This window comes from Acidimicrobiia bacterium (assembly GCA_030584185.1).
Lineage (GTDB): Bacteria > Actinomycetota > Acidimicrobiia > Spongiisociales > UBA11373.
On the sequence record CP129495.1, the window covers coordinates 1860495 to 1884625 of the forward strand.

Annotated in this window: 27 protein-coding genes; 15 read left to right on the forward strand and 12 right to left on the reverse strand. The window is 69.2% G+C overall.

Annotated elements, in window-relative coordinates; genetic code table 11:
- The first annotated feature begins 6 nt into the window (after positions 1-6).
- The 4 genes from QY307_09650 to QY307_09665 all read left to right on the forward strand — a co-directional run bounded on the left by QY307_09650 (position 7) and on the right by QY307_09665 (position 3944).
- On the forward strand, positions 7-2103 hold the full coding sequence (locus QY307_09650; GenBank protein WKZ82331.1) for a copper-translocating P-type ATPase: 2097 nt from the start codon (positions 7-9) through the stop codon (positions 2101-2103).
- A gap of 178 nt (positions 2104-2281) precedes the next feature.
- Positions 2282-3349, forward strand: coding sequence for a lysylphosphatidylglycerol synthase transmembrane domain-containing protein (locus QY307_09655; protein ID WKZ82332.1), 1068 nt, complete (start codon positions 2282-2284; stop codon positions 3347-3349).
- Positions 3350-3525: 176 nt separating this feature from the next.
- The gene (locus tag QY307_09660; GenBank protein ID WKZ82333.1) at positions 3526-3726 is read left to right on the forward strand and encodes a type II toxin-antitoxin system HicB family antitoxin; all 201 of its coding nucleotides are present in this window, start codon (positions 3526-3528) and stop codon (positions 3724-3726) included.
- Positions 3723-3944, forward strand: coding sequence for a type II toxin-antitoxin system HicA family toxin (locus tag QY307_09665; protein WKZ82334.1), 222 nt, complete (start codon positions 3723-3725; stop codon positions 3942-3944). Before QY307_09660 ends, QY307_09665 begins: the two co-directional genes overlap by 4 nt.
- 141 nt (positions 3945-4085) lie before the next feature.
- On the opposite strand, the gene QY307_09670 is transcribed toward QY307_09665, so the two are convergent.
- On the reverse strand, positions 4086-4751 hold the full coding sequence (locus QY307_09670) for a PIG-L deacetylase family protein (GenBank protein ID WKZ82335.1): 666 nt from the start codon (positions 4749-4751) through the stop codon (positions 4086-4088).
- 423 nt (positions 4752-5174) lie between these two features.
- On the opposite strand from QY307_09670, the gene QY307_09675 reads away from it, so the two are divergent.
- Positions 5175-6164 (forward strand): GNAT family N-acetyltransferase, encoded by a 990-nt coding sequence (locus QY307_09675; GenBank protein ID WKZ82336.1) that lies wholly within the window; start codon positions 5175-5177, stop codon positions 6162-6164.
- Between the two features lie 105 nt (positions 6165-6269).
- Here QY307_09675 and QY307_09680 read toward each other — a convergent pair whose 3' ends face one another.
- The gene (locus QY307_09680) at positions 6270-8570 is read right to left on the reverse strand and encodes an MMPL family transporter (protein WKZ82337.1); all 2301 of its coding nucleotides are present in this window, start codon (positions 8568-8570) and stop codon (positions 6270-6272) included.
- 96 nt (positions 8571-8666) lie between these two features.
- On the opposite strand from QY307_09680, the gene QY307_09685 reads away from it, so the two are divergent.
- Together QY307_09685 and QY307_09690 are read left to right on the forward strand one after the other, a co-directional pair.
- Positions 8667-9290, forward strand: coding sequence for a TetR family transcriptional regulator (locus QY307_09685; GenBank protein WKZ82338.1), 624 nt, complete (start codon positions 8667-8669; stop codon positions 9288-9290).
- On the forward strand, positions 9287-10120 hold the full coding sequence (locus tag QY307_09690; protein ID WKZ82339.1) for an alpha/beta fold hydrolase: 834 nt from the start codon (positions 9287-9289) through the stop codon (positions 10118-10120). Before QY307_09685 ends, QY307_09690 begins: the two co-directional genes overlap by 4 nt.
- Before the next feature lie 33 nt (positions 10121-10153).
- Here the strand turns inward: QY307_09690 and QY307_09695 are convergent, their stop codons facing one another.
- Positions 10154-10483: a TfoX/Sxy family protein gene (locus QY307_09695; GenBank protein WKZ82340.1), complete on the reverse strand. Its 330-nt coding sequence runs from the start codon at positions 10481-10483 to the stop codon at positions 10154-10156.
- A gap of 84 nt (positions 10484-10567) precedes the next feature.
- On the reverse strand, positions 10568-11074 hold the full coding sequence (locus QY307_09700) for a MarR family transcriptional regulator (protein ID WKZ82341.1): 507 nt from the start codon (positions 11072-11074) through the stop codon (positions 10568-10570).
- An 85-nt stretch (positions 11075-11159) separates the two neighbouring features.
- Between QY307_09700 and QY307_09705 the strand changes: the two genes are divergently transcribed.
- The 3 genes from QY307_09705 to QY307_09715 all read left to right on the forward strand — a co-directional run bounded on the left by QY307_09705 (position 11160) and on the right by QY307_09715 (position 12988).
- Entirely contained in the window at positions 11160-11714 is a 555-nt protein-coding gene (locus tag QY307_09705; GenBank protein WKZ82342.1) for a YceI family protein, read from the forward strand.
- 113 nt (positions 11715-11827) lie between these two features.
- Positions 11828-12622: a class III extradiol ring-cleavage dioxygenase gene (locus QY307_09710; GenBank protein WKZ82343.1), complete on the forward strand. Its 795-nt coding sequence runs from the start codon at positions 11828-11830 to the stop codon at positions 12620-12622.
- A gap of 12 nt (positions 12623-12634) precedes the next feature.
- The gene (locus tag QY307_09715) at positions 12635-12988 is read left to right on the forward strand and encodes a DUF488 family protein (protein WKZ82344.1); all 354 of its coding nucleotides are present in this window, start codon (positions 12635-12637) and stop codon (positions 12986-12988) included.
- A 9-nt stretch (positions 12989-12997) separates the two neighbouring features.
- Here QY307_09715 and QY307_09720 read toward each other — a convergent pair whose 3' ends face one another.
- Complete coding sequence (locus QY307_09720) at positions 12998-13486, reverse strand: ferritin (GenBank protein WKZ82345.1); 489 nt, start codon at positions 13484-13486, stop codon at positions 12998-13000.
- Positions 13487-13559: 73 nt separating this feature from the next.
- Positions 13560-15068, reverse strand: a complete 1509-nt coding sequence (locus QY307_09725) for a HAMP domain-containing sensor histidine kinase (GenBank protein WKZ82346.1) — start codon at positions 15066-15068, stop codon at positions 13560-13562.
- A gap of 106 nt (positions 15069-15174) precedes the next feature.
- On the opposite strand from QY307_09725, the gene QY307_09730 reads away from it, so the two are divergent.
- On the forward strand, positions 15175-16296 hold the full coding sequence (locus QY307_09730) for a hypothetical protein (protein WKZ82347.1): 1122 nt from the start codon (positions 15175-15177) through the stop codon (positions 16294-16296).
- 80 nt (positions 16297-16376) lie between these two features.
- Here the strand turns inward: QY307_09730 and QY307_09735 are convergent, their stop codons facing one another.
- The 4 genes from QY307_09735 to QY307_09750 are packed head-to-tail and all read right to left on the reverse strand — an operon-like array spanning position 16377 to position 19113.
- A complete protein-coding gene (locus QY307_09735) occupies positions 16377-16634 on the reverse strand; it encodes a sulfurtransferase TusA family protein (GenBank protein WKZ82348.1) in 258 nt (85 codons plus the stop codon).
- Positions 16627-16866 (reverse strand): DUF2249 domain-containing protein, encoded by a 240-nt coding sequence (locus tag QY307_09740; GenBank protein WKZ82349.1) that lies wholly within the window; start codon positions 16864-16866, stop codon positions 16627-16629. Before QY307_09740 ends, QY307_09735 begins: the two co-directional genes overlap by 8 nt.
- A complete protein-coding gene (locus tag QY307_09745) occupies positions 16863-18008 on the reverse strand; it encodes a hypothetical protein (protein ID WKZ82350.1) in 1146 nt (381 codons plus the stop codon). The genes QY307_09740 and QY307_09745 overlap by 4 nt, the downstream gene beginning before the upstream one ends.
- Positions 17998-19113: a hypothetical protein gene (locus QY307_09750; GenBank protein ID WKZ82351.1), complete on the reverse strand. Its 1116-nt coding sequence runs from the start codon at positions 19111-19113 to the stop codon at positions 17998-18000. Before QY307_09750 ends, QY307_09745 begins: the two co-directional genes overlap by 11 nt.
- A 51-nt stretch (positions 19114-19164) precedes the next feature.
- Here QY307_09750 and QY307_09755 point away from each other — a divergent pair, with 51 nt between their 5' ends.
- From QY307_09755 to QY307_09765, 3 genes are all read left to right on the forward strand, one after another.
- A complete protein-coding gene (locus QY307_09755; GenBank protein ID WKZ82352.1) occupies positions 19165-20034 on the forward strand; it encodes a hemerythrin domain-containing protein in 870 nt (289 codons plus the stop codon).
- Positions 20015-20437: a hemerythrin domain-containing protein gene (locus QY307_09760; GenBank protein ID WKZ82353.1), complete on the forward strand. Its 423-nt coding sequence runs from the start codon at positions 20015-20017 to the stop codon at positions 20435-20437. Before QY307_09755 ends, QY307_09760 begins: the two co-directional genes overlap by 20 nt.
- Before the next feature lie 72 nt (positions 20438-20509).
- Positions 20510-21883 (forward strand): TrpB-like pyridoxal phosphate-dependent enzyme, encoded by a 1374-nt coding sequence (locus QY307_09765; GenBank protein WKZ82354.1) that lies wholly within the window; start codon positions 20510-20512, stop codon positions 21881-21883.
- 10 nt (positions 21884-21893) lie between these two features.
- Here QY307_09765 and QY307_09770 read toward each other — a convergent pair whose 3' ends face one another.
- Both QY307_09770 and QY307_09775 read right to left on the reverse strand, forming a co-directional pair.
- Positions 21894-22196: a metal-sulfur cluster assembly factor gene (locus QY307_09770; protein WKZ82355.1), complete on the reverse strand. Its 303-nt coding sequence runs from the start codon at positions 22194-22196 to the stop codon at positions 21894-21896.
- Complete coding sequence (locus QY307_09775) at positions 22193-22858, reverse strand: helix-turn-helix domain-containing protein (protein ID WKZ82356.1); 666 nt, start codon at positions 22856-22858, stop codon at positions 22193-22195. The genes QY307_09770 and QY307_09775 overlap by 4 nt, the downstream gene beginning before the upstream one ends.
- A gap of 203 nt (positions 22859-23061) precedes the next feature.
- Here QY307_09775 and QY307_09780 point away from each other — a divergent pair, with 203 nt between their 5' ends.
- Positions 23062-24123, forward strand: coding sequence for an amidohydrolase family protein (locus tag QY307_09780; GenBank protein WKZ82357.1), 1062 nt, complete (start codon positions 23062-23064; stop codon positions 24121-24123).
- Positions 24124-24131 lie beyond the last annotated feature (8 nt).

Sequence of the window (24131 nt, forward strand, 5' to 3'; positions counted from 1 at the left end):
GACGAGATGACCGAACCCCATTCGCACCCATCCCCGCCACCTGCGGGGGCCGAGCATGCCGATCACCGGCATCCGGTCGCCACCGATCGGCATGCGGCCGCCGCGCATACCCCGTCGGGCGGCACGAGAGGCGGGCACGACAAGCACGCCGGCCACGACCTGGCCATGTTCCGCAACCGGTTCTGGGCATCCCTGGCCCTCTCCCTCCCGGTCGTGTTCTTCTCGGAGATGATCCAGGACTGGTTCGGGTACACCGCACCCTCGTTCGCCGGCTCCGAGTGGGTGGCCCCGCTGCTGGGAACTGCGATCTTCCTGTACGGAGGGTCACCCTTCCTGGTGGGAGCCGTGCAAGAGGCCCGCGACCGGCGGCCGGGGATGATGCTGCTCATAGGGATGGCGATCACGGTCTCCTTCGGGGCGTCCGCCGCCACCAGCCTCGGTTGGTTCGACCTCGACTTCTGGTGGGAGTTGGCGGCGCTGATCACCATCATGCTGCTCGGCCATTGGATGGAGATGCGGGCCATCGGCCAGGCGCGGGGCGCCCTGGCCGCATTGGCTGAGCTGCTGCCCGACGGAGCGGAGCTGATCACCGACGCCGGCACCGAAGAGGTGCCCATCGCCGACCTCAGGGTGGGTGACCTCGTCCTGGTGAGGCCGGGTGGCCGGATCCCGGCCGACGGGGAAGTCGTCGACGGGGACGCCGAGGTGGACGAGTCGATGGTCACCGGTGAGTCCAAGCCGGCTTCCAAGCGTCCCGGGGACGGCGTGGTGGCCGGGACGGTCGCCACCGCCGATGCGATCCGGGTGAGGGTCACCGCCGTCGGCGACGACACCGCCCTGGCGGGGATCCGGCGGCTGGTCGCCCAGGCCCAGGAGTCACGGTCACGCGCCCAGGTCCTCGCCGACCGGGCGGCGGCGCTCCTGTTCTTCGTGGCGGTGGCGGCGGCGGCCGTCACCACCGTCGGCTGGCTGCTCGCCGACCGCCCCGATCAGGCCGTGGTCCGCACGGTGGCCGTGCTGGTGATCGCCTGCCCGCATGCCCTGGGCCTCGCCATCCCCCTGGTGATCGCCAACTCCACCGGGGTGGCCGCCCGCAACGGCATCCTGGTGAAGGATCGGCTCGCCCTTGAGCGGATGCGAAGCGTCGATGTCGTCCTGTTCGACAAGACGGGCACCCTCACCAGGGGCAGCCACCTGGTCACCGCCGTGGAGGCCGTCGATGGCGACGAGGGTCGTCTGCTGAGGCTGGCCGCCGCCGCAGAGTCCGACTCGGAGCATCCCCTGGCTCGCGCCATCATCGCCGCCGCAGAACACGGGGCGATCCCTTCTGCCCAGGGGTTCGCCTCGATGAGCGGCCGCGGCGTGCAGGCACGGGTCGAGGGCATGAGCGTCATGGTGGGCGGTCCGACCCTCCTCAGGGAGCGTGGCCTCGCAGTCCCGCCTTCGGTGGAGGAGGCGGCCGAGAGATGGCGCGCCAGGGGGGCCGCCGTCCTCCACGTCATCGTGGACGATCAGGTGGTCGGGGCGCTGTCCCTGGAGGACGAGGTCCGGCCCGAGTCGAGGGAGGCGGTCGATCGGCTCCACCAGTTGGGGGTGCAGGTCGGCATGATCACCGGTGATGCCCGTCAGGTCGCCGAGGCCGTCGGTGCGACGCTCGGGATCGACCGCCTTCTCGCCGAGGTCCTTCCCGAGGACAAGCACGCCGAGGTCGCCGCCCTGCAGAGCCAGGGCCTGCGGGTGGCCATGGTCGGGGACGGGGTCAACGATGCCCCGGCGCTCGCCCAGGCCGACGTGGGGATCGCCATCGGAGCGGGGACCGACGTCGCCATCGAATCCGCCGGGATCGTGCTCGCCTCCGACGACCCTCGCGGCGTGGTGGCGATCCGCCGGCTCTCCCGGGCCGGCTACCGCAAGATGGTGCAGAACCTCGCCTGGGCCACCGGGTACAACGTGGTGGCGATACCCCTCGCCGCAGGGGTCCTGGCCTGGGCCGGGATCGTCCTTGCCCCCGCCATGGCGGCAGTCCTGATGAGTGCCTCCACCGTGATCGTCGCCGTCAACGCCCAGCTGCTGCGACGGATCGATCTGCAGCCGTCCGCCTGATCGGTTGGCATCCGACCGGGATCGGCCACTCTCACTCCACCGGCGCCATCTCCGCCTCGACCCTCCGCGGCTCCACCACCAGGTTGGGGAGCACCCGGTCGAGCCACTTCGGGATCCACCAGTTCCGGTCGCCGAGCAGCTCCATGGTCGGCAGGGACAGGGGCTACCCTCGGCGGGCGTGGCTCGCCTGCGTCACCTTCCGATGTCGGCGGTCGAGGTCGGGGGAGGCCATCATCCGGATCGTCGAGGAGGTGGTGCGGTGATCGAGGAAGACACCCTGCCTCGACCGAATGGCTCCGAAGGTGGCCGACGCCGCCTCCGCCTTCTCGCCATGCTCCTCACGCTTGGCGTTCTGGCCTGGGTGATCAGCAGCAATCGCGATGCCCTGCGGAGCCTCGCCGCCGTGCCGGTGACAACCCTGCTCGTCCTGGCCATCCTTCAGGTTGGCGTGCTGGCGGCGACGAGCTGGCGGCACCTGGTGGCTCTGCGGGCGTCCGGGCCGGGAACGATCGGGGCGTGGCGCTGGTACCGGATCTTCGTGTTGGGGCGCTTCTTCAACCTCGTTGCGCCCCAGGTGGGCAACGTCTATCGGGCCGTCGTTCTCAAGCGAGATGTCGGCGTGTCGTACACGAGTTTCGCCGCCGCACTGTTCCTCTTTCTCTGGGCGAGCACGGTCCTCAACCTCTTCGCCGGTGCGGCGATTCTGGCCGTCTCCGAGACGGGGCTCGACCTGGCCGGCGTGCCAGCTTCGCTCTTCCTCCTGGTGGCCGGTTTCGCGCTCATCGCTCTCGTACCGGCTGCTCTCGCCGTTACCTCTCGTTTGGGCGGTTCGCGCATGAAGTGGTTCCGATCGCGGCTTGCCGCGGCTCTCGACATCGCACACAACGCCGTGCGCTCGCCATCCTTCTCCCTCCATTTCACCCTGACCTGGCTGGTGGGTCTGGCGATCAGTGCGGTCGTGTACCTGGTCTCGTTCGAGGCGGTTGGAATCGGGATCTCGCTCGCTTCTGCGGTTGCCATGTATGCGTTGGTACAGATCAGCACGATCGTCGTGATCACACCAGGGAACTTGGGGATACAGGAGTTGGGTCTGGCCGCCATCGCCGCGCTCTTCGGCCATGACTTCGCAGGCGCCGCCCTGGCAGCGGTTCTCTTCCGCACAGTCGGACTGACGGTCCTCGCCCTCCAGGCCGTCCCTTTCGGGGCGATGCACACGATCCGGCGCGTCCCGAGTGGGACCCCCTGATCCGTGGATCTCAGAACCGTATCCTCGGGCGTCCACGACCGGCGATGTTGGTCCTGAACTCCGGACCACCGGAGTCATCGGCTGTCGGTCGGGGTCGGTATGGGATGGCTCCCAACTTGGCTCCCAGGCTGAGGTGCTGACCCCGGTGCCCGATCGGCGGCCGTAGACTGCGGGACATGCGCTTCACTGCCGCGGTCACCCAAGAACCGCCCTGGTACGTTGCCCGCTGCCTGGAAGTCGAAGTCACTAGTCAGGGCGAGAGCGTCGAGGACTCACTGAAGAACCTACGCGAGGCTCTCGAGCTCTACTTCGAGGACCAGTCGTTTCCTGATCACATCGATACGCCGATCATTGCGCCGGTCGACATCCCGGCGTGAGTGCGAACCTTCCGATCGTCTCCGGCCGTGAGGTAGTGCGCGCACTGACCAAGGCTGGGTTCGGCGAGGTGAGCCAGCGCGGGAGCCACCTGAAACTGCGGAACGAGACGGGGAGGACGGTGATCGTTCCGATGCATGGCGAGTTGGCCCGCGGGACGCTGCGCTCGATCCTGCGTCAGGCAGATCTCTCGGTGGGAGCTTTCATCGAGCTGTTGTAGTCGACCCCTCTTGGAGTCTCCACGAGCAGACTGGACGCGCCCACCGAGATTCCTTCATGTGGAGACCGCGGTGAGCAGGGGGTTCGAGCAACACGGCCGGAGATGACCGGACCCCCAGCCTCGTGATCCGGTCCTACTGTCTCATTGCGGCCCGGCCACGGCAGCCCGATGGGCATCCCCGGTGAGGGCGATGAACGCCTCGGCATGCCCGTGGCCGCCAAGTCCGAACGCCGAGCGGTACCGGCTGAGCGCAGCCAGCGCGGCGAGGTCGACGGCCGCGGCTGCCGTCGGATAGCAGTCGATGGCGGCGAGCTTCTTGTCCATGAAGTTCGTCACGTCGACCACCCGATTCGGGACGAGGGGCCCCCAGACTTCGCCGGACCACACCTCCGTGGCGTCGTCGACCGTCATCGCTATCGCCTCTGCCACCGCCTCGTGGTCCGGGTGGCCATCGAGCCACCATGGTGCGAGGATCGATCCGGGCCCGAACTCGATCAGAAACCGGGCCAGCTCGGCCGACAGGTCGGAGACGTGTTGCCGAAGCAAGCCGTCCGGGAGGCCAAGCCTGATCGTCTCCCGAATCCCCAGCACGGCGGCGGCGTGAACCTGTTCGTCGCGTCGTCTCGACGCCACCGTGGCGCGAGACAGTCGCGGATCGCCGCCGGCTTCGCCGTCGCTCACGGCTACGAGGGCCACTGTGACGCCTCGATCCACCAGGGCGGCGACGGTTCCTCCGCACATGATCGTCTCGTCATCTGGGTGTGGTGCCACCACGACGACGCGATTGCCGGCGGGTAGCCCGACCACAGGTCCTTGGCCGGATGCACGGGCCAGGCGACGAACCCGACGACGGAGCGCCCCCGGCAATGCCCGATCGGCGTGTCCGCGTAGGCGCCGCCAAGTCCGGTCCCCAGGTAGACGCATTCGCACTCCGATCAGAATCGACTCCAAATGCTTCGACACGGAATGGGAATCGGACTTGGAGATCGCTCTCGCCGATCCGTCAGACCTGCCGCCGCAGCCGCCATTGAAACACGGCGGGTTCGGGGTCGGGAGTCAAGCCTGCCGGGCATCGCCCCGGCTCGCCATCGGGTAGGACCCTGGCGCTGGGCCGAATCGAGCGATCGTCGGGGTTTGGTCGGCGCCCCCTGCTCGGGGGACCCGACACGCACAATCCCACCGGCCGGCGGCACAAGCGACCACGATGGGCTCGACTCATGAGTGAATCCGATGGCTGAGCCAGCCCTTCTCTACCGGCTTTACGCGCCGGACGACGCCCCGGCGCTCACTCGTCTCTACGAGAGGGTGTGGCCCGGTCGAGAGGGACATCAGGAGTACATCGACTGGGCGTTCACCGACCCACGCGGGGGATCCTCGACGGTCCTCGCCGTCGAACCGGCGACGGGTCGAATAGTCGGGTGCAGGGGAGCGACGCGGTGGCCATTCTCAGTGGGCGGAGAGAGCCTGCTCGTTCGCCAGTTCCACGGGACATGTGTCGACCCCGAGTCGCGACGGCTCGGGATCTTCACCGAGATGAACCGCCGTTCGCTTGCACTGTTCGAGGAAGAGGGCGGCGACCTCATTTACAACGTCTCGGTGGATGAGTCGCGAAGCGGCTACGAGAGGCTCGGCTGGGTGTACCGGCCCGGGCTCCGCCGCCTGATCAAGCCCGTCAGACGCCTTCGCTTCATCCGTGCCCTCATGGGCGGACGCAAGCGCATCGGTGGTCGTCCTGTCGTCGAACCGGCCACCGAACCGATCCCGTACCTCGACACTCTCGGGTCATGCCTGCAAGGGCGGCGGGAGCTCCTTGCCGATTCGCTCGCCGTCGATTACACGGAGGCGTCTACTACCTGGCGGTTTTCCAAGCGAGGGAGCGGGCACCGGATCCACGTCTCGTCGGCCGGCGCGGTCGTCTATCGCTTCGGTCGGCGCGGTCCTCTTCGGGAGGCCTACATCGGTGACGTCTGGCCGCGGAGTGCCGATCCAAGCCTGATGCGTGATGTGCTGACGGAACTCATCGACATCGAACGACCCGACATGATCACCTTCGTCATCACGCGCGAGCACCCGCTCTATGGCGCATGCCGACGGTTCGGATTCTTGCCCGACCCGGGAGGCGACCTGAATCTGGGCACGAAGGCGGTGTCGGGGCGCGGCGAGCGGCTTCTCGACTCCCAGCCGCTCGCCATCACCGCCCTCGACATCGACACCTTCTAGGACCACTGTCCGGTGCGGCTCGTCATGCACCTGGACCTGTGCCGACATCCGGGATCGCAGGTGTCGGTCTGATCCCCGCCGGCGTCCGACCGGGATCGGCCACTCTCACTCCACCGGCGCCATCTCCGCCTCGACCCTCCGCGGCTCCACCACCAGGTTGGGGAGCACCCGGTCGAGCCACTTCGGGATCCACCAGTTCCGGTCGCCGAGCAGCTCCATGGTCGCCGGGACCAGCAGCATGCGGATGACCGTGGCGTCGATGGCCACCGCCGCCGCCAACCCGAGCCCGAGGACCTTCACCGTGCGCATGTCCTCGAGGACGAAGGAGGCGAACACGAACACCATGATCAGGGCGGCGGCGGTGATCACCCGGGCGGTGGCCGCCAACCCGTCGGCGACGGCGCTGGTGTTGTCGGCGGTCCGGTCGTACTCCTCCCGGATCCGGGTGAGGAGGAACACCTCGTAGTCCATGGAGAGCCCGAAGACGATGGCGAACAGCATCATCGGGACGAACGGCTCGATCGGGCCCGGCTCGATCCCGAGCAGCGAGCCTCCCCAGCCCCACTGGAACACCGCCACCACCACCCCGTAGGCGGCACCGATCGCCAGCAGGTTCATGGAGACCGCCTTTAGCGGCACCAGCACCGAACGGAACACCGCCATCAGGAACAGGAACGAGATCAACAGCACCGCCCCGTAGAAATACCAGATGCGTTCCGCCAGGTAGTCGGAGAAGTCGATGTTGGCCGCCACCGACCCGGCCACCAGGATCTCCGTGCCCAGGTCGGCGTCGATCCCGGGGATCGCCTCGTCGCGCAGCCGGTGGACCAGGTCGGACGTCGCCTCGTCCTGCGGCCCGGTCTCGGGGGTGAGGCGCCAGAGCATCGCCGTCGGCTGCTGCGGATCGTTGGGGATGCCCACAGACACCTGGGCGACACCCTCCACATCCCCCAGGGTGGCCGTCACACCCTGGAGCGCCATCGGGTCGGCACCCTCGGGGAGGGTGGTGATCAGGACCAGGGGCCCGTTGGCGCCGGCGCCGAACCCGGCCTCCAGCAGGTCGTACGCCTCCCGGGTGGTGGTGCCCTCAGGGTCGTTGCCGGCGTCGGTGAACCCGAGCTGGATCGAGAACAGGGGGAGGGCGGCGATTGCCAGCACCACCGACGCCGAGACGGTGATGATGGTCGCTCGCCGTTGCACGAAGCGGCTCCATCGGTAGGCGCCTGTGGCCTCGACCGGCCTCTCCTTGCGCAGGGTGATCGTCTTGGAGAGCGGGCCGCCGAACCTTCCGGCGATCAGCACCACCACTGCGGGGATGAGGGCGAAGCGAAGCACCGGAACCCCCAGGGCGACGCCGATCAGGGCGATGGCGACCAGGAGCGAGGCGATCATGCCGCTCCACCTGGTGATCTGGATGCGCTGGCCCGCCAGCCCGATCAGGGCAGGGAGCAGTGTCACCGAAGCCGCCATGGTGAGCAGCACCGTGGTGGCGGCGGCGAAGGCCAGGCCGGTGACGAAGCCGACCCCCATCAGCACCATTCCCAGGAGCGACACCACCACGGTCACGCCGGCGAAGAGCACCGCCCGCCCGGCGCTGTCGAGCGATGCCGCCATCGACTCGGTGATCGACTCGCCGGCCCCGAGGTGCTGTTGGTACCGGGTGACGATGAAGAGGGCGTAGTCGATTCCGACGCCGAGGCCGATCATGATCCCGATCGTTGCTGCGAAGTCGGGCATCTCGACCAGGTTGCTGAGCAGGGCGGTGGCCGCCACCCCGGTGCCGACCCCGGCCAGGGCGGTGGCAATGGGCAGCCCCATGGCCAGCACCGATCCGAACGAGAGGATGAGCACGAAGATGGCGAAGGCCAGGCCCAGCATCTCCGAGCTGGGAGGTTCCCGGTCGCGGAACATGTCGCCGCCGAGGGCGATCTCCAGCCCGGCGATGTCGGGGGAGAGGGCGGCGATCTCGTCGGAGATCCTCGCCCCGTCGTCGGTGGTGGTGCCCGGTTCGAGCACCAGCTGGGCGTACGCCACCTTGCCGGCGGAGTCGCCCAGGGCCGAGATCTGGCCGGCGCCCATCGGGGAGTAGGGACTGAGGACGTTGACCACCCCGTCGATATCCGTCACCGCCTCGAAGAGGCCGGCCATGGCGGATGCCACCTCGGAGTCCTCGACCCCCTGGTCGGCGGCGAACACGATCGTGCCCGAGTCGCCGCCGGCGTCGGGGAACTCACTCGCCAGCAGGTCGAGCCCGGCACTGCTCTCCGATGCCGGGGCGGTGATCTTGGAGGTGAATGCCGGACCGACGATCGCCACGCTCCCCACGAGCAGGGCGGCGGCGAGCATCCAGGCGGCGACGTATCGCCAGGGGTGGGCGGCTGCGAAGCGACCGAGTCGGGCGAGCACTTGTGGTTCCTCGTGTAGGGGATGTGCACTCTAGGCAAAGTTGCAGGAAACGCAAAAATGCGGACCATGCAGTGAAGTGGTGGTAGCCTGCTCCCCATGTCCGGTGACACCACCCTGCGGGAGCGCAAGAAGCTGCGCACCCGGCGCGCCATCGAAGGCGCCGCCCTCGATCTCTTCGAGAAGCAGGGATTCGACGGCACCACGGTCGAGGATGTCGCCGCTGCAGCCGAGATCGCCCCCCGGACCTTCTTTCACTACTTCCCGTCCAAGGAGGACGTGGTCCTCGCCGACTACGCCGCTCGCCTCGACCGGCTGGTTGCGGAGTTGGAGGGAGGGCCCGCCGATGCCTCTGCGTGGCGGGCGCTGCGGGCGGCGTTCGTCGCCGTGTCGGCCGACTACGAGAGCGAGCGGGCGCAGATGCTGCGCCGGTTCCAGATAATCACCACGGCTCCCTCCGTCGGAGCCCGCAGCCTGCAGCTCCAGGCGGATTGGGAGACCACCGTGGCCGGGATCGTCGCCGGCTGGCTGGGGACGGATCCCGACCGCTTGATCGCGCCCCGGCTGCTCGCCGGAGCCGCCCTCTCCGCCATGCGGGCCTCGATGGCCCTGTGGCTGGCCGGAGGCGGCAAGGAGTCCCTGCCCGAACTGATGGCCAGGTGCTTCGACCTCCTCGACACCGGCCTGGGGGAGATCAACGACCACGGAACCGCCCGGCCGTGACCACCAGGCTGCGCGGCCTGCGCAAGTGGGTGTGGTTCGTCGCCCCGCAACGGATCGACCATGCCGGCCTTCACGGGGCGCAGAGCGTGGCCGCCCCCAACGCCATCGGCCTTCCCGAGGAGGAGTTGTGGCTGCAGGCTCCGGGCGGTCCCCGGCTCCATGCCTGGTTCATCCCGGTCGAGGGGACCGCTCCCGCCGTGGTCGTACTCCACGGCTGGGGTGGGAACGCCTCCCTGATGCTCCCGCTGGCCCCGCACCTGCATCGGGCCGGGTTCCACTCGCTGTTCCTCGACGTGTCCAACCACGGCCGGTCGGACCGTCGCCGGTTCGTGTCGATGCCCCGTTTCGCCGACGACCTCGAGGTGGCCCTCGGGTGGCTCTCGGGGCGCGACGAGGTGTCCACCCTCGGTGTCGTCGGCCACTCGGTCGGCGGCGGTGCGGCGATCCTCAGCGCCTCGCGCGGGTGTGCACTGCAGGCCCTGGTGTCGGTGGCGTCGCCGGCCGACCCCGGCGCTCTGATGCGTCAGCAGATGGCTTCGGCGCCGCGACCGGTGCGCGCTGCCGCCCTGGGGATCATCCAGAAGGCCATCGGGCAGCCCTTCGACGACTTCGCCCCCCGCAACCGGATCGCACTTGTGCAGGCACCGACCCTGCTGGTGCACGGAGCCGCCGACCAGGTGGTGCCCTTGGAGAACCTCCACCAATTGGCGGCGGCGAGTCCCGACGCCGAGGTGCTGATCGTCGACGACGCCGGCCACAGCGACCTGGACCGCTTCCTTCCCCACGTCGATCGAATCACCGGATTCCTGGGTCGGCACCTGCTTCGTTAGCGGGTGGATCTCGGCCGTTGGCTGCCGAGGCCGCTACTTGGGCGGCAGGCCTGCGGCGAAGGCGATCCCCTGTTCGATCCAAGCCTCGAGGGCGGCGTCGTTCGAGGTCCCCTCGGGCGCCACCACCACCCAGCCCTCCATCGGACGACCGGTGAAGTCCATGGTGCGCGCCCCGGGTCGGGCGATCGCCTCCTCGTGATCGTCCTTCCCCACCCTCACCATCAGGTCGGCTCCGTTCACACCGACTGCCATGTTTCCGCCGATGAGGAAGGCGAGCCCGCCGAACATGGTCTTCTCTGTGACGTCGGCCCGGGTGCCGATGTGGGCGCGGACGTCTTCTGCGAGGCCCAGGTCGTATGCCATCGGGAAATCGTAGGTGGCGACCATCGGCGGGGCGATGGCCCTGGGTCGTCAAGCGATCACCGGCCCGGCTTCGCCCGCCCGGTCTCAGTGGTCGTCGACGACCGTCGCCGTCGATGGAGACTCCCTCTCGCCGTCGGCGGGGCAGGAAGCGGCCTGGCCGCTCGCGATCTTCGCCAGCAGTTCGGCGAGCGCCTCCGCCTGCTCCTGGGTCAGGTGCCGGCCGAGATGTTGTTGAAGCCCCCGCAGGGCCGTGGGGGCGGCACTTCGCTGGACCTTGCGGCCCTGTTCGGTGAGGAGAACCTCCATGCCCCTTCGGTCCTCGGGGCAAACCCGCCGCTCGACCAGGCCGGCACCCTCGATCCGGTCCACGAGGCGGGTGGTGGCCGAGCGGCTCAGCGTCGCCGTCTCTGCCAGGCGGTGCATCCGCATCGACCCTCCGGCGAGCCGCAGCTCGACGAGCACCTGGTACCAGGAGAGGGGAAGCCGGTGCCCACCCATGAGGGCCGCGTCGAGGGCGGCCGTCACATCGGCATGGACCCGCATCAGGCCCTGCCACACCCGGATCCGGGCATCATCGGGGAGGCGGTCCATGCCGGTGATGGTATCCGGGAATACTCCCCACTCACAATTGTTGTGTTGAGCAACTATTGTGTGTCGCACACGACAAGGAGATCAGATGACCACCCGCACCGAGACCACCCTTCCCGCAGCAGGCACCTGGACGCTGGACAAGAGCCACACCAGTGTCGCCTTCGTCGCCCGCCACCTCATGGTGACCAAGGTGCGCGGTACCTTCGACGACTTCGACGGCACTGTGATCGTCGGCGAGAACCCCGAGGATTCGACAGTGGATGTGACCATCGGACTGGCCTCGGTGGACACCGGGGCGCCCGATCGTGACAACCACCTGCGCAGCGCCGACTTCTTCGATGTGGAGAAGTTCCCGCAGATGAGGTTCGTGAGCACCTCGGTGGAATCGGCCGGCGACAACTGGCTGCTGACCGGGGATCTCACCATCCGCGACGTCACCCGTCCCGTGGTCCTGGAGATGTCGTACGAGGGGATGGCCACCGATCCGTGGGGCACCCAGCACGCCGCATTCTCGGCCTCCGCCGAGATCGACCGCGAGGACTGGGGCCTCACCTGGAACGTGGCCCTCGAGGCCGGAGGTTGGCTGGTCTCGCGCAAGGTGAAGATCGAGATCGACGCCCAGCTGATCCCCGCATCCTGACCCGAACCCGACCGTGCGATGGGCCCGTCCGACGGGCCCCATCGTCGTCTGGGCGATCTTGCGGGCGTAGGCGAACGATCGAGATCACAATGAGGCGCCAGGAGGTGCGTGCGATGGTGACGAGCGAAGTCGACACCGCCCGGCCGATGCCTGCGCTGTTCCTCTCCCACGGCGCCCCGCCGCTGGCCGACGACCCGGTGTGGACCGACCAGCTGGCAGCGTGGTCGGCGGCCATCCCTCGCCCGACTTCGATACTCGTCGTCTCCGCCCACTGGGAGGCGGCGCCGGCGACGATCGGTGCCACCACGACCGTCCCCCTCGTCTACGACTTCTGGGGCTTCCCCGAGCGTTACTACCAGGTCACCTACCCGGCCCCGGGTGCACCCGGGCTCGCCGACGACGTGGAGGCGATACTCGGTGCAGGCGTGCGGCGTGATCCGACCCGCGGGCTGGACCACGGCGCCTATGTCCCCCTGGTCGAGATGTACCCCGACGCCGACGTGCCGGTGCTCCAGTTGTCGATGCCGACCCTGGATCCAGCCGCCCTGTTCGAGATGGGGCGGCGCCTGGCGCCGCTGCGCCAGGCCGGCGTGTTGATCGTGGGCAGCGGGTTCACCACCCACAACCTTCGGGAGATGAACTGGCACGCCGGCCCGGACTCGGAACCACCCTCGTGGTCGGCCGAGTTCGACGCCTGGATGGACCGGGCCGTGGCGGCGGGCGACGTCGATTCCCTGCTCGACTTCCAGGGGAGGGCCCCGGCGGCGCCGATCGCCCATCCCCGCACCGAGCACTTCGCCCCGCTGTTCGTGGCCCTGGGTGCTGCGGCCGAATCGGACCCCGTCGGCAGCACCGCCCTCTCCGGATTCTGGTTCGGTCTGTCGAAGCGTTCGGTTCAGTTCGGCTGAGGGGAGGGGCGAGTGGTCGACCAGGTCTCGGTGAAGCGGGTCTACGACCCGCCCGGCGACGAAGACGGCACCCGCATGCTGATCGATCGGATGTGGCCGCGTGGGGTGCGCCGGGCCTACTGGCCGGGGAACGCCTGGAGGCCGGACCTGGCCCCTTCGACCGAACTGCGTCGCACATTCCACGGGGACGATGTGGACTTCGAGCGGTTCGCCACCCAGTACCGGGACGAGCTCGACGCCAACCCCGCCATCGAGGGGGTGCTCGCCATCGAGGGCACCCTGACCCTGGTCACGGCTGCGCGCAACCCGCAGCGGTCACATGCCGCCGTCCTCGCCGCCTACCTGGTGGAGCGGGCGGGCCGGTAGGTCCCGGACTCAGGCTGTCCGGCCTCCCAACTCCTGATCGATGAGTATCAGTGCGCCGGCGTCGTTGCCGGCCAGGCGGAGCCGCTCCAGGATCGTCTCCACGGTCGCCTCCTCCTCGGTCTGCTCCGAGATGAAGGCCTGCAGGAACGGGATACTCGCCAGGTCCCCCTGGGTGTCGGCGAGGCGATAGAGGTCGTGGATCGCCTTGGTCACCGCTCGCTCCTGTTCGAGTGCGGCGGCGAAGGCGTCGGCGGGCGTGTCGAACGACTCCAACGGGGCGGGGAGCGCCCCGATCAGCGCCCGGTTGCCTCGATCGAGTACGAAGTCGAGGAAACGGTCGGCGTGGGCGCGCTCCTCCTCTGCCTGGAGTCGCATCCAGCGGCTCATTCCGGTGAGGTTGCGGGCTGCGAAGTGAGCCGACATCTGCAGGTAGGCGTTGGCCGAGGCCAGCTCCATCGTCACCTGGTCGTTGAACCTCGTCTCCAGTTCGGCGGGCATCCTCATCCTCTTCCCCCTTCGAGATGGCGTGCGGGCATCGTATTCGTCGTCCCGTTGCAACCGGTGGTGCCGCTCAGATCGGCTGGGGGAGGCGCATCAAGAAGGTGCAGCGGCCCTGATCCCTCTCCAGTGTCAGCTCGCCGCCGAGAAGAGACACCAGCACGTGGGCGTGGGGCAGGCCGAGGGCGGTGCCGGCGTCGGGGTCGGTTCCGGGGTCGGCGCCGTTTCCCCACGGTGTGAACGGGTCGGTCGAGGCCGGACCCGACCCACAGTCCGAGACGGTGATGGTGACCTCGCCGTGCTCCTCCGACCAGGCCAGGCGACGCGGAGCCACCCCGTACTTGCGCCCGTTGTCCAGCAGTTCGAACAGGGCGGTGGCGGCGGTCGGCTCGTGGGTGAGCACCTGGATCTCCGGGTCGCCCTCCACGTCGACGCCCTCCACGATGCTCGGCTCGATCGCCCGCAGCGCCCGAAGCACCGCAGCCATCTTCGATGGAGCCAGCATGTGATGGCGCTCCTCCTGCACCTGGACGATGCTCGCCATCCGGGTGAACAGGCGGTTGAGCCTGCGGGCGGCGCCGATGATCTCGGCGACGGCCCGTTCCGCCTCTGCGCGCTCCAACTCGCCTGCTGCGAGCAGCTCCGAATAGGCCATGATGGGGGTGAGGGGCGTGCGCAACTGATGGTTGAGCATCTGCAGGAAGCGCCGCCGTTCCTCGTGCATCTCCACCCGGTCGGTGACGTCCTCTGTGGTGAGGATCACGGTCGCCGTGGTGCGAACCTCCGGGGTCCCGGCGATGACGCGTATGTGGCGGATCGTGCCGTCGGGCTCGGGACGGTCGAGCACCAGCGCCTCCCCGCCGACCTGGGCCAGGTGGGCCCTTGCGGCGGCATCCCTGACCTCGTCGTCGTTCAGGCCCAGCCCGGTGAAGTCCTCGTTGGCAAAGGCGACTTCGCCGGTCTCCTCGTCGGCGACCGCCAACCCCACCGGCGCCCGGTCGAGCACCTCGCGCAGCAACCGGGTCAGCTCGGCGCTGTGACGCCCCTGGGTCCGGAGCCGAAGTATCCCCACCTGCAGGACGCCGCAGAAGATCACCAGCAACCCGAACCGGGCCATCGAGGTCGCCGTGTAGTCCCGGACCAGCGCCACCACCGCGATGTAGGTCGCCAGGGTGACGGCGATGAGGATCCCGAAGTCGTCCACCGAGTGCACCAGGGCGTTCCAGGCGAGGATGATCAGCGGCCAGAAGAAGAACGGGCTCTCGGTGCCGCCATCGGACGCCACCAACCCTGCCGCCAGCAGCAGGCTTCCCACCGCCCGGATCATCTCGATGCGATGCGCGCTCAGCGGATCTCTGGTTCTCAGGCGCCAGAACCGCATTGCGGCGCGCCAGGCCACGAATCCGGCGACGATGCCCGCTCCCAGCGCAGGCCGCGTCATCTCGTCCAGGAGGAACAGCGCCACACCGTGGGCACCGAGGCCGACGGTCAGTGCGTCCCAGCGAAACAGCGGTCGCATCCAGCCTGGCGCCGTCCAGCGCCCTCCGAGGATCTCGAACGCCGACGGACCATGTCCGTTCATGGTGGGACATTCAACTCGTTTCGCCCGGCGATTGCTGGCGCCGGGATCGGCGCGCCCTACTCTTTGCCCTTCACCGGGCGGGGGCGCGAGACGAGGAGTGTCCGGAATGCTCGATCGCAGGCTCGCCGCGGTGGCGGGATTGCTGCTGGCGATCGCCGCCTGCGGCGACGACGCCACCGTCACCACAACGGTTCCTCCCACCACGACGGCGAGCGTGACCTCCGTCACCACCACCGCCACGACGACCACCGTCGCCGCCACCACCACGACCACCACCGAGCCGGTGGCCACCACGACGACCGTCCCCTTCGTCGACGTCCTCGCCATCCCCGAGGCGCTCGCCGAGATGGGATCTGACTGGATGGAGGAGGTGTTCATCCCCTACGGCTCGGCCGAGACGGACCTGGGCACTTCTCCTGGCGGGGAGGGGGGCCTGCTCGATCTCGGGCCCGAGTATGGGGCTCAGGGCCCCGACGGCACCTGGTGGTTCCTAGACGTCGCCAAGACGCGTCTCGCCCGGTACGCGGCGGACGGCGCCTTCCTCGATGCTCTGCCCATCCCCGTCGAGCTGCTCTCCCAGGGGGTGTACGCGCAGTTCCAGCTGCCCCGGGTGCTCGCCGGGGGCGAGTTCGTGGCCTTCCGGCTGGGTCAGGGCTCGACGGCGATGATGCTGGTCACCGAAGCCGGCTTCGAAGAGATCGAGATCCCCGGGTATGTCGTCCCCCGGGTCGACGACGGCGCCACGCTGTACGGGTTCGACGACCAGGGGGCCATGGTCGGAGTCGACCCAGCGGCCGCGGTCACCTTCTCCGTCGAGTGGTTCATGACCCAGTCGGGCTCCCGTTACCGGATCACTCTGGTCGAGGGCGGCCTGCGCATCGAGCTCCCCGATGCGCCGCAACCGGTCGATCGCATCCTGCCCATGGTGTACGCCGCCGATTCCTCGGTGGGGGCGTTCGCCGGCATCCAGGTGGCCACGACCGCCGACGGGAGGATCCATCTGTTGCTGACCGGTGCCCCCGAGTCCGACGAATCGGTGCAGCTCGCCGGGTACGCCACCATCCTCCCCGACGGGTCGGTCACGCCGGTCACCCCGGTGCGCAACCCGTTCACTCCGTCCGATCCGGGCAGCCCCGGCCAGCTCGGCGCCGCGTTCGGCACCGACCTGCCCTGGTTGATGGTGGTCGACGTCGACGGGATCCGAATCTACCGCCCGACGGGAGGCTGAGCAGGCCGGTCGTCATGGGCGCTCAGTTGGCTTCCCGCCGGCGATCGACCGGGATGCCGGCGCTCGTCGATCGCCGGTCGCTACGGCGTCTCCCCGCGCTCCACCAGCAGCCGTCGGTACCGCAGCGGCCAGACGCCGGCCCGCTCCACGGCGACCAGGCGGTGCCCCGCCTTCTCCGCCCACAGCCGGACCTCGGCCGGGGCGAAACGGTCCCGGGTTAGGATGGCCAGGACCTCCCCGGGCCCTAGCCGGTCAATGGCCGCGTCGGCTCGGATCAGGCCGGTGGCACAACCCGACCGGCGGTTGTCGAGCACCGCCGAAGGCTTCTGATCACTCACCGGGGCGGCCGATGCGCACCCGCCACACCTCGGGCCCGGACTCCAGGTGATCCCAGGTGAACTCGCCCGGCTTGGTCGCCTGGAACTGATAGAACAGCGGCACCGGGTCGTGGTCGTTCACCAGCACGAACCCCTCACCGGGGGCGAGTGCCTCCCACTCCGAGAAGATCAAGGGGTGGCGATCCCTTGGCGCGATCGGTCGGATGTCTAGCGTCGTTTCTTCCACTCTCATGCCTCCTGTCGGCTGGTCGTCGTTGCTTGGTTCGAGTGTGTCGTTCCCGGTGTGGCACCCCACAGGGCGCCGGCCCAGGCCAGGCCGGCAAGCCAGGTGAGGAGTGCCCCCCAGGCGGCCAGGTCCATGGCGATGGTGGGTGTGGTCCCCACCCACGGGAGCGCCACCCCGGTGAGCATCAGGGCGACCCCCGCCTGGTGGCCGGCGATCGCCGGTCCCGTTCTCGCCTGGAACAGCCTCCCCAGGTGCCACATGGCCACGGTGGTGACGAAGCCGAGGAGAAGAGTGTGCAGGTACACCACCACCCCGGCCCGCCCCGCCGCCTCGAGCAGGGCGGTGCCGCCGATGCCGGTGGCGGCGAGGCCGGTGGCGGCGAGGCCGAACCAGGCGGCGGCGAGCCTCAGGGGCAACTCGGTGGTACGCCACAGTGCAACCATCCAAAGAGCGGCCGGGTACAGGAGCAGTACGCCTGCGATCCGCGCCATAGGTCCGAGCACGGCCACTTCCGGGCCGCCGGCCACCCCGAGCGGGAAGGTGATCCAGGCGAGCACCAACCACCAGGTGGTCAGCCGGCGACCGCCGTCGGGGTCGAGGGGGTGCCACCGGGCGACCAGGGCGGCGGCGCCGAACACGAACGACCAGGCGAAGGTCCCGAGGAATCCGTGGATCGCCAGGTCCTCGGCCAGGGCGTTCCCGGCCTCCGTCGCCTTGAGCACCGCCAGCACCCACACACCGACGCTGGCGAGGAGCATGTAGGCGAGCGAGCGGCGCAGCAAGCTGTCTTCCGAACGCTGTGGCCGCCGCCACCACGAGCCGATGGCGGCGTACCAGGCGAACATCACCAGCGTGGATGCAACGATCGCCGCCGGTTCGTAACCTCCGGCGAGGAAGGCGGCCCCCATGACCGTCACCAGGAACCCCGCCCACCTCAGGTACGGCGCATCGGCAGCCACCAGGATCAACAGTCCGGCCCAGCCGAAGTAGAGGGTGTGAGAGTGGGCGTGCAGCAGATGGTCGAACGGGATCGGAGACCTCCATCCCGCCAGCACCAGCCGCATCCAGAGCCCGACGAGGGTGGCCCCCAGGTAGAAGCCGACCGGCATGCGGGCGGTACCGGTCGCCATGTCCTCTTCAGGGGCCATGTGCACCTCCCGACCGTCCGACTCGGGCGGCAACCGCCGAACCTGCCACGACGACCAGGAAACCGCCCAGCGCAACCACGTTCAGGGTTCCGCCCCAGGACCTTGCGAAGTAGGAGTCACCGAACGCTCCTCCGATCCGAAGCGCCAGCGAGGCATGGAGCAGCACCAGGGGCGCCCACCACACGGCGTGGAACGGCAGTTCGATCCGGGCCACGGCGGGGACGATGACCGGGGCATGGGCGAACACCATGGAGAGCACGAACCCCACGAAGACGGCGTGAAGGGCGGCATCGTAGGTGATCGGGCCCGGGGCGAGGCGCCCTCCCACCCACAGGATCCCCGCAAGGGCCAGCCAGGCGTATCCGACGAGCAGCGCCACCGCCATGAACCGAGTGACGCCGGGACGACGGATCGTGCGCCTGGCCACGTCGCCGAATGCCAGCGTGACGGCGAGCACCACCATGGCGAAGCCACCGATCGAGGACGCCGGGCTCATGGCGAGTGATCCGATGACGGCCGCCAGTGCCATGGCAAGAGAGGCTCCGAGGACCGCCGGGAGCCACCAGGCGGGCCGGGGCGGGGCCATGCGCGACAGCTCGAGGCGCTCGCCGGCAATGGTGAGGACCAGGAACCCGGCCAGAGCAGGGACCACCTCGGGGACCGGCGTGCTCACCGTGATGCCCGCAGCCGCCACCAGCCAGGAGACCGCTCCCAGGCCCATCACCAGGAGGTGCGGTTCGGGCCCCGAGATTCGAATCCCGGCGAGGTAGGCGGCGCAGAGAGCGACGGCGGCAACCGTGAGGGTGGCGGATCCGGCACCTTCGGCGCCGAGGAGCAGCATCACCACTGCGGCTGCCGACACCAGTGGCGCCGCCCAGGCCCAGGGCCGCCCCAGGGCGACGGCTCGTTCCACCGCGATCACCGTTCCGAGGAAGCCGAGGACCATGAGCGGGCCGTGGAGAGCCGCAGGAGGGGATCCGACAGACATCCCGAACCTGGCGAGGCCCGCCCAGGCGCCGGCGATCAGCGCCGCCACGCCCGCGGCGAGAACCGGCACCACCAGGCGTCTACGCTTGGCCGACCCGGCCTGCGATGGTCGCGACATCGCCCCGACGGTAGTTAATGAGGCGGTCACTGTAAAAAAGGAGCCCTGACCATGATCGAGACGACCATGCGGCGGCTGGCAGGGCCCGGCACCGATCTCGCCGAGTTCAGTGCCGACGCTGCCGCCAAGCGGGTACTTGGAGTGTCGCCGGGGATGCGGGTCGTGTTGGTGGGGCTCGAGGCCGGGCAGGAGATCCCGGCCCACGCCCCCGACACCGACCTGGCGGTGGCCATCCTCCACGGCGACGCCCGAGTGCTGATCGGCGACGACCTCCACGAGCTCCGGGCCGGCGACGTGGCCACCGTTCCTGCCGGCGACGTTCGCGGGATGGAGGCGGGACCGGTCGGGATGGTCGCCATGTTCGCCTCCTCGCCGCCCCCGTCCGAGACCCACTTCGACTCGGTTCGTCCCGACCTGGAGTGGCCGCAGCGCGACGAGGTGGGGGAGGCGATCTCGATGGCCGTGTCCGCCGAGCACGCCCATCTGCGCCCGGCGGTGGAGGGCCTCGGGGAGCTCGCATCCGAGATCGTCACCATGGACGAGGCCGAGCGCCAGGTCCGACTCGCCGAGGCGATCGCCTTCCTTCGGGACGACCTGCTGGAGCACTCGGTCACCGAGGAGGAGGTCCTCTACCCCCCGGCCGAGCTGGTCCTACGGGCCCGGGGCGGAGCTGCTCGAGCACTGGCCTTGGGCCACGATCGGATCGCCCAGATGGTGGCCGACCTCGAATCGGCCGTCGAGCGGGACGACGTCGCCCACCTTCCGTGCATTCTCTACTCGCTGCGGGCGGTGGTGCTGCTCCACCTCGACCAGGAGGAGCGTGTCTACGTGCCTGCTCTCGCCGGCGCCACCACCGCCGAGGCGACGGTGATGGGTGCCGCCCTCGGGCTGACCCTGTCTGGTGGCGATCGCCGTGTGTGAGTACTGCGGCTGTCGCCGGGTGCCCGAAATCGCTCGCCTGGGGGCGGAGCACGATGTCATCGACGGCGTCATCGCCGAGGTTCGCAAGGCCGATCCGGAAGAGATCGCTCCGCTTCTCGATCGCCTCGCCACGCTGCTCCGACCCCACGTGGAGCGTGAGGAGGAGGGGTTGTTCGCAGAGGCCCGCAGCGCCGGGCTCGGGTCGTACTTCGTCGACGATCTCGAAGACGACCACCGCAGGTTCGCCGCCGCCTTGGAACACCGGGAGGACCTGCGCGGCGCCCCGCTGGAGCGACTCCTCGACGACCTCGATCACCACATCGCCATCGAGGAGTACGACCTCTTCCCGGCCTGCTCGGAGACCCTGCGCGACGAGCACTGGCAGGCGATCGAAGCCCTCTGAGCCCAACCATCCCTGGCCGCCCGGTCCACATCTGGCTACCGTTCCCGGCCCGCCGAGGAGGAAGGAAGGGCCATGGGATCGCAGCGGCAGACCGCCACCAGATTCGACCTGACCGAGCGGGAGATGCCGGGGCACTGGTACAACGTCATCGCCGACCTGCCCACGCCTCCTCCACCGCCCCTTCACCCGGGCACGCACGAGCCGATCGGCCCGGAGGCCCTGGCGCCTCTGTTCCCGATGGCCCTCATCGAGCAGGAGGTCTCTGCGGAGCGGTACATCGAGATCCCGGACCCGGTACGGGAGATCTATGCGCTGTGGAGACCGAGCCCTCTGTTCCGGGCTCGCAACCTGGAACGCCGCCTCGACACCCCGGCACGGATCTACTTCAAGTACGAGGGGGTGTCGCCCGCCGGGAGCCACAAGCCGAACACGGCAGTGCCTCAGGCCTACTACGGCGCCCGAGAAGGAGCCAAGCGGCTCACCACCGAGACCGGTGCCGGGCAGTGGGGTTCGGCTCTCGCCTTCGCCTGTGCCCAGTTCGGCCTGGACTGCGAGATCTGGCAGGTGGCGGCCTCGTTCCGGCAGAAGCCGTATCGGGCCTCGATGATGCGGCTGTGGGGCGCCACGGTCCACCCGTCACCTTCGCCGCTGACCTCGGCGGGGCGCGCCATCCTCGATCAGGATCCGGAATCTCCCGGCTCGCTCGGCATCGCCATCTCAGAGGCGGTGGAGGCGGCGATGGAGGACGATTCGACCAGGTACGCGCTGGGCAGCGTGCTCAACCACGTGCTGCTCCATCAGACCGTGATCGGCGAGGAGACGCTGCGCCAGATGGCGTTGGCCGGCGACACCCCGGACCTGATCGTCGGATGCACCGGCGGAGGGTCCAACTTCGCCGGGCTGTTCTTCCCGTTCCTGAGGGAGAAGCTGGCGGGGCGGATCGATCCCAGGATCCTGGCGGTGGAGCCGGCGGCATGCCCTTCGTTCACCAAGGGTGAGTACCGCTACGACTTCGGCGATGTCGCCGGGATGACGCCGCTGCTCAAGATGCACACGCTGGGCCACGACTTCATCCCCGACCCGATCCACGCCGGCGGCTTGCGATACCACGGGATGTCGCCGCTGCTCTCCCACATCCACGAGCTGGGGATGTTCGAGGCGGTGGCGATCGGACAGTCGGAGTGCTTCGCAGCGGCGGTCGAGTTCGCCCGGACGCAGGGGATCGTTCCCGCTCCGGAGCCGACCCACGCCCTGGCGGCGGCGATCCGCGAGGCCGAGGCCTGCCGGGAGGCGGGGGAGGAGAAGGTGATCCTCACCGCCCTGTGCGGGCATGGGCACTTCGACATGTCGGCGTACGACGCCTACCTCGCCGGAGACTTGAGCGACTTCGAGTACCCGGAGGAGAAGGTGGCCCAGGCCATGGCGCGGGTGCCGGTGGTGGGCTGAGCCGTCTCGATCAGACCTGCCATCCCAGCATGCGGCGGGCGGTGTCGGTCATCATCTCGGGCGACCACGGCGGGGTGAACACCTGGCGGACGTCGACCTCCTCGATGCCCTCAACCGCCAGCAGTCGCCGCTCGATCTCGCCTTCGAGATAGGAGCCGAGCGGGCACACCGGTGTCGTGGTGGTCATCTCGACGCTCGCCTTGCCGTCGGCGATTTCGACGCGGTAGATCAGTCCCAGCTCGGTGATGGGGACGCCCAACTCGGGGTCGATCACCTCGCCCAGGGCGGTTCGGATCGCCGTCTCCTCGATCACGCCGACCTCAGGACCAGGTGGCAGCGCGAAGGTTCCACGAAGGGGTCGAGCCTCTCGACGGTCTCGGCTCCGGGGAGGGCGTCGGCGGCTCCCTGCATCAATCCGCGGTGGATGGAGCACACCACGTTGGCGTGCTCCCGCGTCATCTGGCGAAACGGGCAGTCGCGCAGGTTGATGGTGTCTGGCGCATCGCCTTCCTCCGGATCGAATCCGAGTTTCTCGAGGAGTTCGACGATCACTCCCCGGGAGTCTCCGGGGCGAAGGTGGGTCATCGGGGTGACCAGGCGGGCGCCCCACTCCCGTCCCGCCACCTCGGCGGCGAACGCCGGATCAGGGGCTGATGCCTCCAGCGATGTGGCCAGGACACCGGCGAGAAGGCGGTAGCCATCACCGTCCGACTCGCCGGCACCCGGAGTCGCCGAGTACAGCACGCGAGGCCTTCCCGGCCCGCTGCGGCCCTCCCGGGTGCGCATCACCAGGCCGGCTCCTTCCAACACGGCGAGATGCCCCCGCACCGTGTTGGGATGAAGGCCCACGGCATCGGCGAGCCCGGTGGCGTGTCGCGGCTCGGCATCCACCCTCATCAGGTCGAGCAGACGCCTGCGAACCGGATCGGCGAGCGCCCGGTGCCGCCGGTCGGAGGCGGACGAAGGCAACTTCATGTGGGGATTTTACACGCCGAATACAGGAAAAAAGCCGGTGCCGGGTGGTCGATGGTTGCGCTTGGCGGAGAGGCGTCGACGGCATACACTCCGACCCGGCCGAGCAGGGGAGTGGACGATGCGCCGGGAGGAGACATGACCCGGGCACGCCGTTCTCCTGAACCCTTCATCGGGACCCCTGCGGGGGTCCTTTTTCTTGGGCCATGAGCGGTCTGCGGCTCCCCGGGCTCGTCGAGGTCCACGCCCACACGCGTGATCCTGGCCAGACCCACAAGGAGGACTGGGACACCGTCTCTGCAGCAGCCCTCGCCGGTGGCTTCACCACGCTGCTGGCGATGCCCAACACCTCACCGCCGGTGGTCGACAGCCCCTCCCTCGTCGTGGCTTCCCTGGCCGCCCGAGACTCCCGGGTCGACTACGGGCTCTTCGCCGGTGCCACCGACGGCAACGCCGAATCGGTCCCCACCCTTGCCCCTGCGACCGTGGGCCTGAAGATGTATCTCGACCATACCTACGGCGACATGCGCCTGGGCGATCTCGAGGTCTGGTGGCGCCATCTGGAGAACTGGCCGCAGCACGCTCCGGTGGCGGTCCATGCCGAGGGGCCATCGCTGGGCACCGCCATCCTCATGGCCGAGATGCTCGAGAGGCCGGTCCACCTGTGTCATGTATCGCGCCGGGACGAGATCCGTCTGGTTGCCCGAGCCAAGGAGCGGGGGATCCCGGTGACCTGCGAGGTGACGCCTCACCACTTGTTCCTCGATGCCTCCAATGCCTCCGAGTCCGGCGGACGATGGTCGGTGCGCCCGCCACTGGGGAGTCCCGAGGATCGAGCGGCCCTGTGGGATCACCTCGACGCGATCGACTGTTTCGCCACCGACCACGCTCCGCACACCGTCGAGGAGAAGGACTCGGACGATCCGCCTCCCGGCTTCCCCGGACTGGAGACCGCCCTGGGGCTCCTCTTGGGGGCGGTCCACGAAGGGCGCCTAGAGGTGGAGGACCTCGTGGTGCGGCTTCACGAGCGGCCTCGCTCCATCTTCGGACTTCCCGAGCAGCCCGACACCTGGATCGAGGTCGATCCGGATGAGCGCTGGACGGTACGGGCCACCGACCTGCGTTCCCGGGCGGGGTGGTCCCCCTTCGAAGGGCAGCGGCTGAAGGGACGGGTCACCCTGGTGGTGATCCGAGGAGAAAAGGCGTTCGACGGCGGCGAGGTGATCGCCCCGATCGGGGCGGGAGGCGACGTGAAGGAGGGCGCTTGAGCCAGGAC

Coding starts and splice junctions, on each gene's coding strand:
- QY307_09705 (WKZ82342.1), top strand. CDS start 11,160: ATGACCACCCGCACCGAGACCACCCTTCCCGCAGCAGGCACCTGGACG.
- QY307_09700 (WKZ82341.1), bottom strand. CDS start 11,074: ATGGACCGCCTCCCCGATGATGCCCGGATCCGGGTGTGGCAGGGCCTG.
- QY307_09730 (WKZ82347.1), top strand. CDS start 15,175: ATGCTCGATCGCAGGCTCGCCGCGGTGGCGGGATTGCTGCTGGCGATC.
- QY307_09695 (WKZ82340.1), bottom strand. CDS start 10,483: ATGGCATACGACCTGGGCCTCGCAGAAGACGTCCGCGCCCACATCGGC.
- QY307_09765 (WKZ82354.1), top strand. CDS start 20,510: ATGGGATCGCAGCGGCAGACCGCCACCAGATTCGACCTGACCGAGCGG.
- QY307_09780 (WKZ82357.1), top strand. CDS start 23,062: ATGAGCGGTCTGCGGCTCCCCGGGCTCGTCGAGGTCCACGCCCACACG.
- QY307_09740 (WKZ82349.1), bottom strand. CDS start 16,866: ATGAGAGTGGAAGAAACGACGCTAGACATCCGACCGATCGCGCCAAGG.
- QY307_09755 (WKZ82352.1), top strand. CDS start 19,165: ATGATCGAGACGACCATGCGGCGGCTGGCAGGGCCCGGCACCGATCTC.
- QY307_09775 (WKZ82356.1), bottom strand. CDS start 22,858: ATGAAGTTGCCTTCGTCCGCCTCCGACCGGCGGCACCGGGCGCTCGCC.
- QY307_09650 (WKZ82331.1), top strand. CDS start 7: ATGACCGAACCCCATTCGCACCCATCCCCGCCACCTGCGGGGGCCGAG.
- QY307_09685 (WKZ82338.1), top strand. CDS start 8,667: ATGTCCGGTGACACCACCCTGCGGGAGCGCAAGAAGCTGCGCACCCGG.
- QY307_09750 (WKZ82351.1), bottom strand. CDS start 19,113: ATGTCGCGACCATCGCAGGCCGGGTCGGCCAAGCGTAGACGCCTGGTG.
- QY307_09710 (WKZ82343.1), top strand. CDS start 11,828: ATGGTGACGAGCGAAGTCGACACCGCCCGGCCGATGCCTGCGCTGTTC.
- QY307_09660 (WKZ82333.1), top strand. CDS start 3,526: ATGCGCTTCACTGCCGCGGTCACCCAAGAACCGCCCTGGTACGTTGCC.
- QY307_09720 (WKZ82345.1), bottom strand. CDS start 13,486: ATGCCCGCCGAACTGGAGACGAGGTTCAACGACCAGGTGACGATGGAG.
- QY307_09745 (WKZ82350.1), bottom strand. CDS start 18,008: ATGGCCCCTGAAGAGGACATGGCGACCGGTACCGCCCGCATGCCGGTC.
- QY307_09725 (WKZ82346.1), bottom strand. CDS start 15,068: ATGAACGGACATGGTCCGTCGGCGTTCGAGATCCTCGGAGGGCGCTGG.
- QY307_09675 (WKZ82336.1), top strand. CDS start 5,175: ATGGCTGAGCCAGCCCTTCTCTACCGGCTTTACGCGCCGGACGACGCC.